The sequence below is a fragment of the Flavobacterium potami genome (assembly GCF_020026915.1).
Classification (GTDB): Bacteria; Bacteroidota; Bacteroidia; order Flavobacteriales; family Flavobacteriaceae; genus Flavobacterium; species Flavobacterium potami.
Genome location: NZ_JAINUY010000006.1, coordinates 156,402 through 171,422, shown reverse-complemented (window position 1 = coordinate 171,422; position 15,021 = coordinate 156,402). Strand labels below are relative to the sequence as shown.

Genomic DNA, 15,021 nt, shown 5'->3' with positions numbered 1-15,021 from the left:
TTATTTATTAAAAAAGTCTTTTAAAATTCTGGCTGTAAACAATCTAGAGCCATTGTCATTCATGTGCCCACAGGAAGAAAAATATCGGTCTTCGACCACAACATTTTCGTAATTATGAATTTCCGGATAAGCTTTTTTAACTTTATCAAAGTAGTTCATACCCAAAGTATTTTCGCACATTGGAGTCATAACTGCTATAAAATTAATATTGTTCTTTTTGCAAATGTCTTTAATTTCCTCATAGTATTTATTGTGAGGCAACGGATTCAAATTAGAAATGTTGTTTTTCATTCCGGTATTTGAGGTCTCAAGCAAAGCGAGATATCCATTTTTATCTAAATTCCCTCCCCTTTTATGAATGGCTGTAAAGAATGTTTCCCTAAATCCAATCTTTGTTTCGTTTTTAATGTATCTGTAAAAAGGAATATAATATATATATTTAAAGTCACTATTATTTAAAAAATGATTCTTTATTGTGCTAGAGTTAAGAATGTAAGGTAAAAATTTTGCCGAAACTCCCTCTGAATTTCTGTCAAAGCAAAGATTTACATCAGTTTCAAGAATTATATTTTTAATTTGATACTTTCTTTCTATCATCAATTTTAGCATTAGCGAAGCTTCAAATAAATTTGCTCCATTCATTCCGTAATTATACGTTTTAAGACCTCTTTCTTCAAACATTGGTGCCACGAAATGATTATTTGCGCGCGATGATCCTAGAATAACTACATCGTATTTTTCTGCCTGAGAATTATAGACATCTTCTATTTTACCTCTATGTTTTGAATTCAGGAAAACATAAGTATACGTTTGATCTAAGATTAGTGCCAAAAGGCAAGTCAGAAAAATGATTTTTACGACATAAAGTATAAATTTTCTTAATTCCATAAATGAATTTCTCCTCTTAATTTATTTTTTTGGAAAAAAATCATGAATAATTTTGGCTGTAAACAACCTAGCTCCTTTATCATTCATGTGTCCACAAGAAGAAAAATACTTATTCTCTATCACAACATTTTCGTAATTATGAATTTCTGGATAAGCTTTTTTAACCTTATCAAAATAATTCATGCCGACAACATTCTCGCACATTGGAGTCATAACTGCAATAAAATTAATGTTGTTCTTTTTACAAATGTCTTTAATTTCCTCGTAGTATTTATTATGCGGTAACGGATTCAGATTGACAATGTTGTTTTTCATATTTCCGTTTTTATGTTTTTCTAACGGATAAAATCCTAAATTGTCTAAAGCATTTGTTTTTTCGTTTTGGGCAATTTTATATACCTCACGAAAACCAATTTTAGAATCAAATTTTATATATCTGTAAAAAGGGATATAATACAGTTCTTTGAAGTTTGCTTCTGGTGAAAAATGCTCTTTTATAACTTCTGAAGAATGAATGTAAGGCAAAAATTTAGCCGCAACACCTTCAGATTCCTGATCGTTGGAAAGATTAAGATCTGCTTCGAGAATAACATTTTTGATTTCATACTTTCTCTCCAGCATTAATTTCAGCATTAATGAAGCTTCGAATAAATGACCGCCGCTCATTCCATAATTGAAAGTCTTTAACCCTTTGTCAACAAACATTTGCGATACAAAATGATTATTGGCTCTAGACGAACCTAAAATGACAACATCGTATTTTTGTTCTTTCGAGTTTACAACCGCTTCAACTTTCCCTCGATTCTTTGACTGCATAAATACGTAGGTATACAATCCGTCAAGAAGAACAGCGACTAAAAGCGTTACAATAAAAATTTTAAATATATAGAGTAAAAACTTCTTCATTAAAACTGGAAATAAATAAATTCTTTATAGTCTGAATACGTTCCAAAAGCAATTATGGCTAAAATTGCCAATGCCATTTTCAGCATGCTTCTTTTTCCGGAAATGGGCTCCACTTTGGTTCTGTTATTCCATTCAACCAAAACAAATACACCAATCATCAATAACAATTCGTAATTATACCTTTCGTTATCCAAATATTGGAATGCAAAATTTTTATCTGTCACGATCCTTTTTAAATACAAAACCGCATCGGTAATTGTTCTGGCTCTAAAAAACACCCACGCAATACAGGTTAATAAAAATGTGGTCAGAATGCTGAACAATACTTTTACAGAATCGAGATTCCATTTTAAAACAACCGAATCGATGTTATTTCTATTACTATTGGATAACAATAAAGGGAGAAAATAAACAGCATTGATAAATCCCCAAACGATGTAAGTCCAATTGGCTCCATGCCAAAATCCGCTGACAATAAAGATGATAAAGGTGTTTCTGATTTTCATCCAAAGTCCGCCTTTACTTCCTCCTAACGGAATATATAAATAATCGCGAAACCAAGATGAAAGTGAAATATGCCAACGACGCCAAAACTCGGCAATATCTCTTGAAAAATAAGGATAATTAAAGTTTCTTAATAAGTCTAAACCAAACAATTTAGAAACTCCCAGAGCAATATCGGAATATCCTGAAAAGTCTCCGTAAATCTGAAAAGCAAAATAAATGGCACCTAAAATCAGAGAAAAGGAATTCATTGAAGGATAATGATCAAAAATGGCATTTGCATAGACAGCACAAGTATCTGCAATAACCACTTTTTTTACCAATCCCCAAACGATTTGATAAACGCCTTCTTTTGCCTTTTGTAAATTAAATTCGCGTTTTACCTTTACTTCTGGTAATAAATGTGTCGCTCTTTCTATTGGTCCTGCCACTAAAAGCGGAAAGTAACTCACAAACAAAGAATAATCTATGAAATTATATTCGGCTTTTATTCTTTTGTAATAAATATCAATAACGTACGATAAACCGTGAAAAGTGTAGAATGAAATTCCGACCGGTAGAATAACGTTTAATAAAATCGGACTTACTTTAAATCCGAAAGAAGTAAACATTTCTGCAAACGAATTGGCAAAGAAATTATAGTATTTGAAAATTCCAAGAAATCCTAAATTGACTAAAACACTAAGCCAAAACCAAAACTTCCTTTTTTTATCCGAATCGCTTTTCTCGATTTGTATTCCAGTGTAATAATCCAAAAAAGTAGAAAAAACCAATAAAAACAGGAATCTCCAATCCCAGCAAGAATAGAAATAATAACTTGCAACAATTAATAAAGCATTTTGTGTGCTTTTATTTTTGTTGAAAACAAACCAATAGAGAAAAAAAACGATTGGTAAAAAAATGGCGAAAGCCAGAGAATTGAAAAACATAAATTTATTTGATTTATATCAAAATTTTTAAATAGTAAGAATTGTTTCTATTGATTTCCAAATTCTCTCTGAAGCAGCCTTTGGAGGTTGTTGATTGATAATTTCGAACCAATTTTGAACACTTTCTAAAGTTTCGTTTTTCTCCAATCCATCCTTAATTTTAGCAGCAATTTCGTCTGCAGAATTCAGCCAAATAACGGCATTTTGATTCGGCATTGATCGAAAATGAATGAAATTGTAAACTTTAGAAACCGACCAATTCGAATCTAATTTATTTGGAACATCATAATTTAAAAAAGCACATGGCTTCTTCAAACAAGCATAATCAAATACCATTGAAGATCCTAAATTTATGACCATTTCTGTATGAAAAATGGTATTGACAAGCAACTTAACATCATCTTGTGTTGGTAAAACAGTATTCCATCCCGAACCTATTTTCTCCCAAATTGGACTAACTGGCACTATTATGTCTTTATTTTTTCCTAGAACCTCATCGTATCTTGCAGAAAAATCCACCGGACAACGTCTGAACAATATTCCAAGAGAATTCCCTTCTTCGTTTATTTTTCTAACTGCATCAGCAACATCAGATAAATATTGAGGATCATCTGGGCAGGTTGTAATATCATCGCCTGAATAACAAATGTACTTTTTATTGAAATCCAGTTGATGATTCTTAAAAAATGTCTCTTTATCCACAATAATACCCTCATCAAAATGACTTTCAAACTGAGGTGTTCCAACAACAAAAATCTGATTTTCCTGTATGTACGGATAATATTTCTTAAGCTCCGCTTTCATGTGTTCGCTCCAGACAAAATAATAATCGGTTTCGACCACCATAGTTGCTTTTGGCAAATTATCCCACGAAAAAATAAAAGTTCCTGTTGGTATTTTTAGTGCTTTTGCCGCTTCTATTGAAGGAATTGCTAAAACAGGACGCTGATTGGTACAAAATACAAAATCAGGTTTTTCTTTCTGAAGCGTTTCTAAACAGTGCTGATAAAATTCCGTTTTGGACTCACGGACTTTCATTTTTTCTCTAATTTTTTTTAATCCTTTTTCCGAATTATAAAATTCAATTAGAAATCTCGCAAAGTAGCTTTTTATTGCTGCTTTTACATTTTTATATGACAAAGGAAAGCGGTAAGCATCATAAACAGCGTCGTTATCTGCTTTTTTATTCAGATTGAGCTCGATGTGTTTACGTGCATTTTTATAGCTGTCCGTAAATGGGTCCGATTTAGCATTTTTGATTTTGATTTCATTAAAACCTAAACTTGTTAAATCAAAAGGCGTATTGTTCCAGTAGGTTATATCGAATTTCTTTTCTAGTCCTATTTTATAGAAATTAGAAAAAGCAAAATTTCGAAGTCCAACGCCATCTGGCAGTAAAATAAAAATCTTTTTAGGCATTAACTGTCTCTGAATTGTTTTTGATGATTGAGCTGCCAAATATCCGATTTCTGCAGGCAATTAAGAAATAATTCGGCACTATTTCCTTGTCCAAAATCATTGTCTGTTTTTCGTACTTTATGAGAATCAATAATAGAAAGCGCTTCTGTAATTTCTTTTTCAGAATAATCAACATTAATAATATCTGCGTGAACTGCTCTATTTTTCTGTCTTGTACCAATATTTATAATTGGAATTCCGTAGTAAGGTGCTTCTCGAACTCCGGCGCTGCTATTTCCTATGATGAATTGACTGTTCTTTAAAAGTGTTAAAAAGTATTCAAATCGAAGGGAAGGAAAAATTTTAAATCGATCATTTCCTTTCAATTTTTCGTAGGCATCCATAACAAATTTGCTTCCCAAATCATTATTGGGATAAATAACCACATAATTATGATTGTCTTTTAGCAAAGCCGCAACAAAATTTTCAGCATATTGTTTCATGTCGTTGATTTCGGTAGTCACGGGATGAAACATTACGATAGAAAAATCGTTAAACGGAATTTTATAATAGTCTTTTGCTGTATTCAAATCTGGTAATTGATCTGAAAACATAATATCAATATCTGGAGAACCAATTGTAAAAACAGATTCTTTTATTTCTCCCATTTGAATCAATCTCTTTTCAGCTTCAGCATTTGATGCAAAATGAATATGACTCAATTTACTTACACTGTGTCTGATCAGCTCATCAACAGTTCCTGAGACTTCACCACCTTCAATATGTGCTACCAAAATATTGTTGAGAGAACCTACAATAGCTCCGGCAAGAGTCTCCACACGATCACCGTGAACCACTATCATATCTGGTTTTATGGTATTACAATAACTTGAAAATCCTTCAATAGTTTTGGCAAGAGTAAGATCCATTGTGGTTTCGTGCGTGTGATTCACGAAAGTGTGTATATTTTTAAAATTGGATCGTTCGATCTCGATTAAAGTATAACCATATTCGTGCTGTAAATGCATGCCGGTTACAAAAACAAAAACCTCAAATTCTTTTTGTTTTTCAAGAATTGAGATTAATGATTTTATTTTTCCGAAATCGGCTCTTGTGCCAGTCAAAAAAAGGATTTTTTTCATCATTTGACGATATAAGAAATAGCGTGAGAAAAAGGAAGTTTCTTAATTTCAGCATTGTTTTGAAAAAAATCGTCTACTGCTTTATTCGTTCCAGCAAAAGCTCCATAATCATCCAATATGATTATTCCTCCTGTAGTAACTCTTTGATATAGTTTTTCCAGAATATGTTTTGTTGGCTCGTATAAATCAACATCGATATGCAGAAGCGAAATTTTAAGATGTGGATTTTTATCCAAATATTCATCTAAGGTTACTAAAATATCGCCCTTAATGATATCTACATTTTTATGTAAACCTTGCTTTTCCAAAAGATCATTTATTTCCTCCAATGATATGCTTTTTCCTCCATTGGTTTCTTTTACAAATGCATCTCTTTTTTCTTTGTCTTCTTCAAAATTTGCCTCTGGAAAGTCGCCAAAAATATCAAATCCAATTACTTTTCGACTATTCGTCTGCTCAAGTAAATCACGAAATTTAATCCATCTAAAAAACGAGTTTCCTTTGAAAATACCAAACTCTACTATTTCTCCACGAACATTCGAAGTTTGTTTAAAAAATTCTAAATGAGTAATAAATTTGCTGAATCTTGATGGATCTGCTGTGGCATAAAATCCGTTTTCGTATGCAAATTTTTTATCTAAATCGTATAAATTATCCATTAGTTTAAATCGTTATAATCTAATTGCTCATCGTTTTCAATATCTCTTGATGCTGTTTTTCCTAAGACATCATTAAAATTTTCAGCTAGAATTTTACCAGTTCCTGGGCGTTTAACCCAAATATTTTCTTTGGTAAAGATTTCTCCTTTTTTAATTGGAGCGATGGAACATACTGTTGCAAAAGCAAAATCGATTGTTACTTGTTCTTCATCTGCCGGTTTTTTTGTTCCACCACGCATTTGAGCGATTTCTGCAGATCCAATAATTAATTCTCTACAAGCATTTTCATCCATACTACAGACAATGTCCGGACCTGTGCGCTGCATATGATCTGTAAAATGTCGTTCTAAGATGCTGGCTCCAAGCGCTACGGCTCCTAAACAAGCATTATTATTTAAAGTGTGATCGCTTAAGCCAAAAACTTTGTTTGGAAAAGCCTGATTCAATTCGACCATTGCACCAAATCGAACCAAATGAATTGGAGTTGGATATAAATTTGTTGTGTGCAATAAGGCAACTGGAACATTATATTTATCGAAAACAGCAACTGCTTTTTCTATACTTTCAATAGTATTCATTCCTGTACTTAGAATTACAGGTTTTCCAAAAGAGGCAATATGCTCCAAAAGCGGATAATTATTACATTCTCCAGATCCAATCTTATAAGCAGGAACATCAAATTTCTTTAATCTTTCGGCTGCAGCACGAGAAAATGGTGTCGAAATAAAAATCATGCCTTTACTTTCCACATAATTTTTAAGTTCGAGTTCTTCTGCTTCATTTAACGAACAACGTTCCATAATCTCATAAATAGAAACATCAGCATTTCCGGGAATTACTTTTTTTGCAGCTCCGGTCATTTCGTCTTCAACGATATGCGTTTGATGTTTTACCACCTCAACACCTGCTCTCTGAGCGGCATCTACCATTTCTTTGGCAACTTGAAGTGATCCTTCATGATTGATTCCGATTTCGGCAATTACTAAAGGTGGATAATCCGGACCAATTTTACGGCCTGCTATTTCAATGTATGGATTCATCTATTTAATGTTTTTGTATAAATATTGAGCGTAGTCAAAATCTTCCTGCGTATCAATATCTACGCCGGCAAAAGTATGATTTATCTCAAATGGAAAAGCATCTTTTGATATAATTATATCGTTTAAAATTTTTTCTGATTTTGTTATGTAAAGTAAACCGTTTTCATAAAAAAGAGGCTCTAAATCCTGACTTCTCTGCCCGATTTCGTAATTATAAGGAATAAACTTACCCTCTCTTATTTTACCGAATTTCTGATGATTTCTAGAAACTGTAAATAAGCTATCATGATTTCCTTTTAAATAAAAATCAAATGCTTCTTTTAGTAAATTTTCTGGACGTAATGGATTGGTTGGCTGCAATAAAATCACATTTTCGATATCACCTTCAATGGATTCTAAAACGTGTTTCAATGCCGAAATAGTTGGTTCCAAATCTCCTGATAAAATCTCTGGGCGATCTATAACTTTGGCACCATATTGCAATGCTACCTTTTTTATTTCCTCATCGTTGGTTGAAACGTAAATTTCATCTATTAGGTCACTGTTTTGTTTTGCATATAAAATAGAATGCGCCAAAAGAGGAATATTCCCCAATAATTTGGTGTTTTTTTCTGGCAGTCTTTTAGAACCTCCGCGTGCTGGAATTATGGCAATAGTTTTCATTTAACTGAAATTCTTTTTTGCGTTTTCAATAATTAAATTCATTCCATCATTCCAATTTTGCATCGAGTACAAATGTTCTGGAATTATATTATTGTACGTTTCCTTTTCATTCAAAAATGATTCAATTTCCAAAATCCATTCTTCAATAAAATTTGGATTTTCAATCAATTTTCCGAGTTTTCCATATTGTAAAACTTCAGGAACACCTCCGTTTGCAGACGCAATGCAATAACAACCACAATGTAGTGCTTCAATCAAACTCAATCCGAATCCTTCATGCCACAACGTAGGAAACAAATAACAATCTGCAATCTGATAATATTTTGGTAAATCTGTATTGGGTATTCTTCCTAAAAAAGAAACCCCGTCGATTGCCGTTTCACGATTTGCGCCAATTACTAAAAGAACAGCATCCTGATTTTGCTTGTTTATTCTTTTCCAAACATTTAAAATAAAATCCAATCCTTTTTTCGGGCGATCTTGTGAACACCAAACAAAGATTTTTTTATTTGTAATACCTAATTCTTTCTTTAACTCTTCTTTTTTATCGGAAGTTACTTTATGAAATTTAGAAGTGTCAATTCCGTTGTGCAAAACAGAAAATCTTGTGGCTAGAATAGTATAATATTCTTTATGGACTTTATAAGAATCATAAGTTAATAAAACCATTTCATCAATTGCTTTATAAAACCATCTTCCATGAAAGTTTTCATGAAATGGTGCAAAACCGTGATAAAAAAACTGAAGATAACACTTATTCCTCTTCCCGATTTTTTCTAAAAAATCAATAAGTGGTTTTACAATTCCGAAATTATCAATGATTTGAATGATGAATTTTTCTTCCTTTTCGAGAATTTTTTCGAGTTCTTGAAAATATCCCAGGTATTTCTTTTTTTGAAGTTTTTTTTGAAGTTTAAAAAGATATGTATTGCTAACAATTCCGTATTCAATTTCAGAATAGAAATTTTCTGGTTTTTCACAAATTATATAATCAACCTGATGCTTATTGGTCAAATAATTATGATACAAAGTTGTCCAACTTCCAATAGTAGAATAAGGCAATGGTACTTGAGAAATCAGAATTACTTGAGGCATTTTTATTTAGATTTGAGTAAAAATAATGAAATTAAATCTTTCTTATTTTTTTATTTTAAAACGGATACTTTTCAGATTTTTATCGATTTTAAAAGAATAAGGATATGTATGGTAAAACGAAATAATGTGAAGCAAAAGCCTGTCGTTTATTTCTTTCAACGAATAATATTGGGGAACTGTTTTTCCTAAAAGCTTCTTTACTTTATACTTTAATGAATCTTGAAAATCATCTTTTGTAAATTGAACCGAAACTATTTTATCCTTGTATTGCGGCAATTCAACAAATAAAAAATGGTCTATTACTTCTAATTTATTATTTAGAGTTATTTGACAATCGGCCGTTTCTAATTCGTTAAAATCTGCTTCAGAAATTAGATTTCCCCATTTTTCATTATTAACCTTTGTCACTTTATTTTTCTGATTACTTTTTAAATGTTGATGATTTAATTGAACAACACCTTTTAACTGAAGACCTTCAATTAAAACAGCTGTCTCACTTTTTCGATAACTCTGGTGCCATTGATGCAAAAGAAGTGTTTCCTCATTATAAAAAATGCTTTCAGTTCCAGTTCGTATTAATCTTTCGTGAATGTCTATATCTTCTGCTCCCCAAAAATGTAAAAACTCATCATATCCTCCAATTTCTTCAACATTTTTAAGGTAAAACAACGACAATCCCTGCGCACCAACTCCGGTATTAAAATCAATTGAATAATCTTCAAATTTTTTATCCGCTTTTGATTCTTTTTCACTTAAAAAACCAACTTTAAAATAATAGGCTTTTAGAGGATTTCTCAGTTCATAAAGTTTCGAAATAAAATTGGGACTAAAAATCATATCAACATCTGCGGTAAAAACATAATCGGCAGTTGTATTTTTCAATCCAATATTTAGTGCTTTTGCTCTAGACCAAGGTTGAAATTCAGAAAAGCTATAAATGTAACTTGCAAATTTATATTGAAAAATCAATTCTTTTATCGCAGAAGACGAAGCCAGATCAGAACCATAATCGACAAAAATAACTTTAAAATTATGGTTTTCTTGTAAACTCAATGAATCTAGTGAGCGCTTGACCCTCTCAACTTCTCTATTGCGATAAGGAAAAATTATACCTATCATTTTCCTATATTTTTTTTGCTTTATGAATCATTTAAGATAATTTTTAGTTTGATCTTTGGAGAGTCCCTTCCAAAGTATAAAGTATTTCATTATTTTTTTATTCAAAATAAATTTCCCAAAGACTTTACTTTTAACAAAATAAGACCAATTTGAGCCCACTTTAAAAGAAGGCAAATGATAATCACTTTCTGTTTGATTTTGCTCTAGTTTAGAAACCTCATCGTACATCCAGTTTTCGACAACATTTCCCATATGATAGGCAAAATTATCTGCCGTCGATAAGCGCCAAAAACCTTTTTTCACAACAGGAATATCTAAAATTTTGTTCTCGCTGTCTCCTCCTAATTTATAATCTGAGTATTTAATTGTTAAATCTTCAAATATGATTCCTCTGTAAGTTCCAACAAAATGCCCGGCTCCGATGACTGCTTTTTCATTTTTATTTGAAACTGTGAAATATTTTTCTAAATGTGCTTTGTTGTAAAAATCAGGATTTCCAACACTAAGAGCAAAGTTTTTTAACGCTGCAGGATTTTTGACTTCCGAAAAGAAAAGATCTTTTGAGAAAAATTTATCCCAATAAATATTAGCCGTAAAAGTTCGTAAAGAACGTGAAGAAGGCGTCGGACAAACAACTCCAGCTTTAGGAAAATTGTCAAAAACAGTATATGCAGCTTTTTGCCATCCATTTAAAAATAAAACATCGGAATCTGTAATGGTAATTATTGGAAAATTATGACCTACAATACCTTTTAAAATGGCGTTTAGTTTTCCAATATTTGTTGTTTCTAAAATTTCATGAATTTTTCCTTTTACGTATAATTCTTGTAAATAATGCTTCACTTCTGCACAACTTCCGTTATTTACTATAGTGATGAAGGTTTTTTTATGAACTGTTAGCAATATTGAATCCAGACAGAATCTAAGAATAACGAGACTATCTTTAAAATATCCTTCCAGATCTGGAATATAAACAGGAATTATAATCTGATGAAAATATTCAGAGCTACTGTTTTGCTGATCTTTATTTGGATTAAAACCTACTCGCATTTTAAAACAGTTTTATACATTTCAATCACTTTTAACTGATTATCTGAATAATCTAGTTTTTCTAATGCTATTTTTTCATTTTTAACCGTTGCTGTCTCAACAAGTTTTAGATTTGAAAGAGCTTTTAAAACAATTTCTTTTATTTCTAAAACCGATTCGGGATCAGAAATTAAAAATCCGTTTTCGCCATCTGTAATTAGTTCTTCGGTCGCAACGCCAGGATTGGACTGAATAGGAAATGCTCCCATTACAATCGCTTCTAAAAGCGTATTTGGCATTCCGTCTGAAATGCTGTTTCCGATATACAATAAAGCTTCTCCCATTAGCTTAGTTAAACTATCGTGTGAAAGCTCATGTCTTTCAAAAAAACCAAAATTTAAATCATTCTTTTTTATGTAATCAATTATTTGAGGGTGTGATCCAAAAACAATTACCTGATAAGATTCAATTTCTTTTTGTACTAAATGGAGCGCTTTTACAATATTTAAGCCTCGTCCTAAATGATGCTCATAACCTTTAACTAAAATGATTTTTCTCTTAGAAACAGGCATTTTAAACTCATTCAATTCGTTTAACTTATACCCTGTTCCTCCGGGAACAACACCCAAATATTTGCCGGTAAAGCCTAATTTCTTAGCTAAATCAAAATCTCTTCTACAATCTGTATGCAGATAATCGACTCTTTTTAAAACATTTTTAATTTTAGAATTGTGTGCTTTAAAATTCATGTAATAATAAAGATCATTTCCCCAGCAAGAATACAACCATTTAAGTTTTGGATATTTAAGCATTGTCTTTAGAATCGGATAAGAACAGCTTTGCATTTCAAAACTATGAACAATATCGGGCTTAATTTCTAAAATAATATTTTCTAAAGCTTCATTTGCATTTATTTCAAGATAGGGACTAAATATCTGAAACAAATCAGGCATTTTTTTTCTTAAAAAATATTCTCCTTTTATGTATGATAATTTTCTTTCATGCCAGCCTGTAAACTGTTTTACACTATCTATAGTTTCTAAACGGCCTCTATTTAAAACATCAAACCAATACAATTCGTAATGAGTATCTTTTAAATTTTCTATCCATCGAATTACATGAATGGAAGGCATTGAAACAAAAAGGATTTTCATTTATGAAATTGGTTTTACAGTAGTTCCCGAAAGTCCAACAATCATTGTCGACTTTTTAAAGTTTAATGGAGCTTTATCCTTTTTATATAAAAAACTGATAATAGGTTTTGCAATAATCCTCATTATTTTCTTTTTCTTTCCCCAAAGGTACATATTAACCCAAAGTCCAATCATTTGCCCCACTGCCGCGTTATAACCGCCCTGAGGAACAATTTGTGTCGATGTGAAACCATTCCTTTTAAAAATCATTTCTAAAGCATATGGCGTATATCTGTAATAATCATGCGGAACTTCGTGCAAAGACATTAAAAAAGGTACCGTAAAAAAGAAAATACCGCCAGGTTTTAAAACTCGCCTAACTTCTGATAAATAAGCATCTGGATTTGGTACATGTTCTAAAACTTCTGTAGATATTACAACGTCAAAACTTTCATTTTCAAAGGGCATCGTAACTCCGTCCCATAAAAAATCTGGTTTAATGCCTTCATAATTTAAACTTGTATCAATATCTAAACCTACATAACTTTCAACTTTTCTATTTTCAAGAATAATTTGTTTATATGGCATTGAACCACATCCAGAATCTAAAACTTTTCCTTTAAATTGAGGAATTGCATTTTTAACTGCTTTAAAAATTTCATTTCTTATAATGAAACTCTCCAAGTTACCATAGCTGATTTTTAGATCTGTAAAATTATTTTTCATATAAAATAAAGCCTAAGCTTTGGGATAATTGTTTATTAATCTATAAAATTATTCTATTAAAAAAACCTAAATGAAAACGTATAAGCAAATCTGCAATTTTATTTTTTTTATATAATAAATTTGGGCTTCCCCATTTGATATGATATTTTAAATAATCGTCTAGAACTTTTTTATCTTCTAAAAGATATTCATTTCCTTTTTGTAGAACATAAGAAGGCAACTTCTCTAGACTTACCTTTTCCTGAAGTTTTTTGTAGCCTTCACTTAGTCCTTCGCGATTTTTCTTTACTTTTTCTCTTTCTAAATGTTCAACTTTACCTGTATTTACTAGAGCATGTTTTATATTGTACTTTTTTAAAGTCATAGCATAATCATTGTCTGCGTAACCAAAATTAAATGTCTCATCAAGATATCCTATTCTTTTGAGAACTTCTTTAGTTGCAACTAAACACCATCCTAAAACATGAGTTCGGACTTTATATCCTAACTCAAAGTCATTTATAAAACCAAAATCATCAATTTTACCACTTGGAGAAAAGGATTCAATTTTTGGATTTGCTTTTTGGATTTTCAAAATTTCACTAAACCAGTTTTTATAAAAAATTAAATCATTGTTACATAAAGCTACAAAATCTCCTTTTGACTCTTTAATACCAATATTTAAGAACTTATGAAAATTGAAATCTGCTTCGGGAACAATAACTTTTACAAATTCAGGATAAACAAATCCTGAGTTTAAATAATCTTTATTTGACTCTACTAAAATAACTTCCATTTTTGTATCCTTCTCCGAATCTACTAGAGAATTGATACAGTTTGAGGTCATTTCAAATAATCCTTCTGTTGTGGTATATGATAATATTACTACAGATAACTGCATATCATTTATTTATTTTTTTTAGTATTTTTCTAAAAAATGCTTTCACCATTTGCCAGAAGCCAACACTAATTAGCACTTGTTTATTTTTCTCTGCATAGTTTGTTATAAAATCATCAATTGAAGATGATGGCATAAAATGCAGTTTATCCCACATTTCAGCTCTTAGGGGATGTATGTTTTTATAATTTTTATAATTTGAAATATCTAAATTTTTCCAAAATTCGTAATATTTCTTAGTATCAAAATCATCTCTATGTCCCCAATTTGAGATTTTAAAAAACATTTCTTCTTCTGATCTTGCCCAAGACTGATGAATTACTTTTGCATTCGTTATATGATTACTCACACTATAATTGGTCCTAATACCCTCGTATTGTTGGCAATTGGTTATAAAAGAAAATCTCTCATTATTTTCAATATAAAGGTAACCTTCCGGAAGTTTTTTAAATACTGTTATCAAGATTCCTTTAAAAACAATTGGAGTGAGTTTAGGAAATACCATTAAATACCAATGTTGTTTAAGAAATTTTCTGACTTTTTTAAAATCATATAAATACTCATCAACATCCAATTGTATCAACCATCCGCGTCCCATTTTTTTTAAGAGCATATTTCGTTCTCTAATATCGCATTCTATTGGCGACAGTCCAGGAACATAAAAGTCATCAAAATAAAACTGAATTTTATTCTGAACGTCTAAAAGCTTTACCTCTTCAAAAAAACTTTCTTCAATTTCAAACGGATTTCCACTCCAGGTAACATAATTCTTATCTACTGCAAGGAAGATAGCATCAACATGATCATAAATCTGTTTAACTGATGTGAAAAACATTTTGTAGTCGTAAGACAGAAGATAACCTACTTTTATTTTCATTTGCAACTGTTAATTTTAAAAAGAAAATTAATTCTC

Annotated in this window: 15 protein-coding genes; all 15 read right to left on the bottom strand. The window is 31.0% G+C overall.

Annotated features, from left to right (window positions below; genetic code table 11):
• The 15 genes from K6T82_RS17600 to K6T82_RS17530 are packed head-to-tail and all read right to left on the bottom strand — an operon-like array spanning nucleotide 1 to nucleotide 14,985.
• Nucleotides 1-888: a hypothetical protein gene (locus K6T82_RS17600; RefSeq protein ID WP_223708372.1), complete on the bottom strand. Its 888-nt coding sequence runs from the start codon at nucleotides 886-888 to the stop codon at nucleotides 1-3.
• Between the two features lie 21 nt (nucleotides 889-909).
• Entirely contained in the window at nucleotides 910-1,794 is an 885-nt protein-coding gene (locus tag K6T82_RS17595) for a hypothetical protein (protein ID WP_223708370.1), read from the bottom strand.
• Nucleotides 1,794-3,227 (bottom strand): MBOAT family O-acyltransferase, encoded by a 1,434-nt coding sequence (locus K6T82_RS17590; protein ID WP_223708368.1) that lies wholly within the window; start codon nucleotides 3,225-3,227, stop codon nucleotides 1,794-1,796. The genes K6T82_RS17595 and K6T82_RS17590 overlap by 1 nt, the downstream gene beginning before the upstream one ends.
• Nucleotides 3,228-3,254: 27 nt before the next feature.
• Nucleotides 3,255-4,706, bottom strand: coding sequence for a UDP-glycosyltransferase (locus K6T82_RS17585; protein WP_338083351.1), 1,452 nt, complete (start codon nucleotides 4,704-4,706; stop codon nucleotides 3,255-3,257).
• Nucleotides 4,646-5,767 (bottom strand): UDP-N-acetylglucosamine 2-epimerase, encoded by a 1,122-nt coding sequence (neuC, locus tag K6T82_RS17580; protein ID WP_223708366.1) that lies wholly within the window; start codon nucleotides 5,765-5,767, stop codon nucleotides 4,646-4,648. Before neuC ends, K6T82_RS17585 begins: the two co-directional genes overlap by 61 nt.
• Nucleotides 5,767-6,426, bottom strand: coding sequence for a TylF/MycF/NovP-related O-methyltransferase (locus tag K6T82_RS17575; RefSeq protein ID WP_223708364.1), 660 nt, complete (start codon nucleotides 6,424-6,426; stop codon nucleotides 5,767-5,769). The genes neuC and K6T82_RS17575 overlap by 1 nt, the downstream gene beginning before the upstream one ends.
• Nucleotides 6,426-7,466: an N-acetylneuraminate synthase gene (gene neuB, locus K6T82_RS17570; RefSeq protein WP_223708362.1), complete on the bottom strand. Its 1,041-nt coding sequence runs from the start codon at nucleotides 7,464-7,466 to the stop codon at nucleotides 6,426-6,428. Before neuB ends, K6T82_RS17575 begins: the two co-directional genes overlap by 1 nt.
• Nucleotides 7,467-8,129: an acylneuraminate cytidylyltransferase family protein gene (locus tag K6T82_RS17565; protein WP_223708360.1), complete on the bottom strand. Its 663-nt coding sequence runs from the start codon at nucleotides 8,127-8,129 to the stop codon at nucleotides 7,467-7,469.
• Nucleotides 8,130-9,224, bottom strand: a complete 1,095-nt coding sequence (locus tag K6T82_RS17560) for a glycosyltransferase family 4 protein (protein ID WP_223708358.1) — start codon at nucleotides 9,222-9,224, stop codon at nucleotides 8,130-8,132.
• A 42-nt stretch (nucleotides 9,225-9,266) separates the two neighbouring features.
• On the bottom strand, nucleotides 9,267-10,367 hold the full coding sequence (locus K6T82_RS17555; RefSeq protein ID WP_338083353.1) for a glycosyltransferase family 2 protein: 1,101 nt from the start codon (nucleotides 10,365-10,367) through the stop codon (nucleotides 9,267-9,269).
• Between the two features lie 3 nt (nucleotides 10,368-10,370).
• Nucleotides 10,371-11,393 carry a glycosyltransferase gene (locus tag K6T82_RS17550; RefSeq protein WP_223708354.1) on the bottom strand — a complete coding sequence of 341 codons (1,023 nt, stop codon included), beginning with the start codon at nucleotides 11,391-11,393 and terminating at the stop codon, nucleotides 10,371-10,373.
• Nucleotides 11,384-12,526 carry a glycosyltransferase gene (locus K6T82_RS17545; RefSeq protein ID WP_223708351.1) on the bottom strand — a complete coding sequence of 381 codons (1,143 nt, stop codon included), beginning with the start codon at nucleotides 12,524-12,526 and terminating at the stop codon, nucleotides 11,384-11,386. Before K6T82_RS17545 ends, K6T82_RS17550 begins: the two co-directional genes overlap by 10 nt.
• The gene (locus K6T82_RS17540) at nucleotides 12,527-13,231 is read right to left on the bottom strand and encodes a class I SAM-dependent methyltransferase (RefSeq protein ID WP_223708349.1); all 705 of its coding nucleotides are present in this window, start codon (nucleotides 13,229-13,231) and stop codon (nucleotides 12,527-12,529) included. It lies immediately after the preceding gene.
• Nucleotides 13,232-13,271: 40 nt separating this feature from the next.
• A complete protein-coding gene (locus K6T82_RS17535; protein ID WP_223708347.1) occupies nucleotides 13,272-14,111 on the bottom strand; it encodes a glycosyltransferase family 2 protein in 840 nt (279 codons plus the stop codon).
• A gap of 1 nt (nucleotide 14,112) precedes the next feature.
• Nucleotides 14,113-14,985 (bottom strand): hypothetical protein, encoded by an 873-nt coding sequence (locus tag K6T82_RS17530; protein ID WP_223708345.1) that lies wholly within the window; start codon nucleotides 14,983-14,985, stop codon nucleotides 14,113-14,115.
• Between the last annotated feature and the right edge of the window lie 36 nt (nucleotides 14,986-15,021).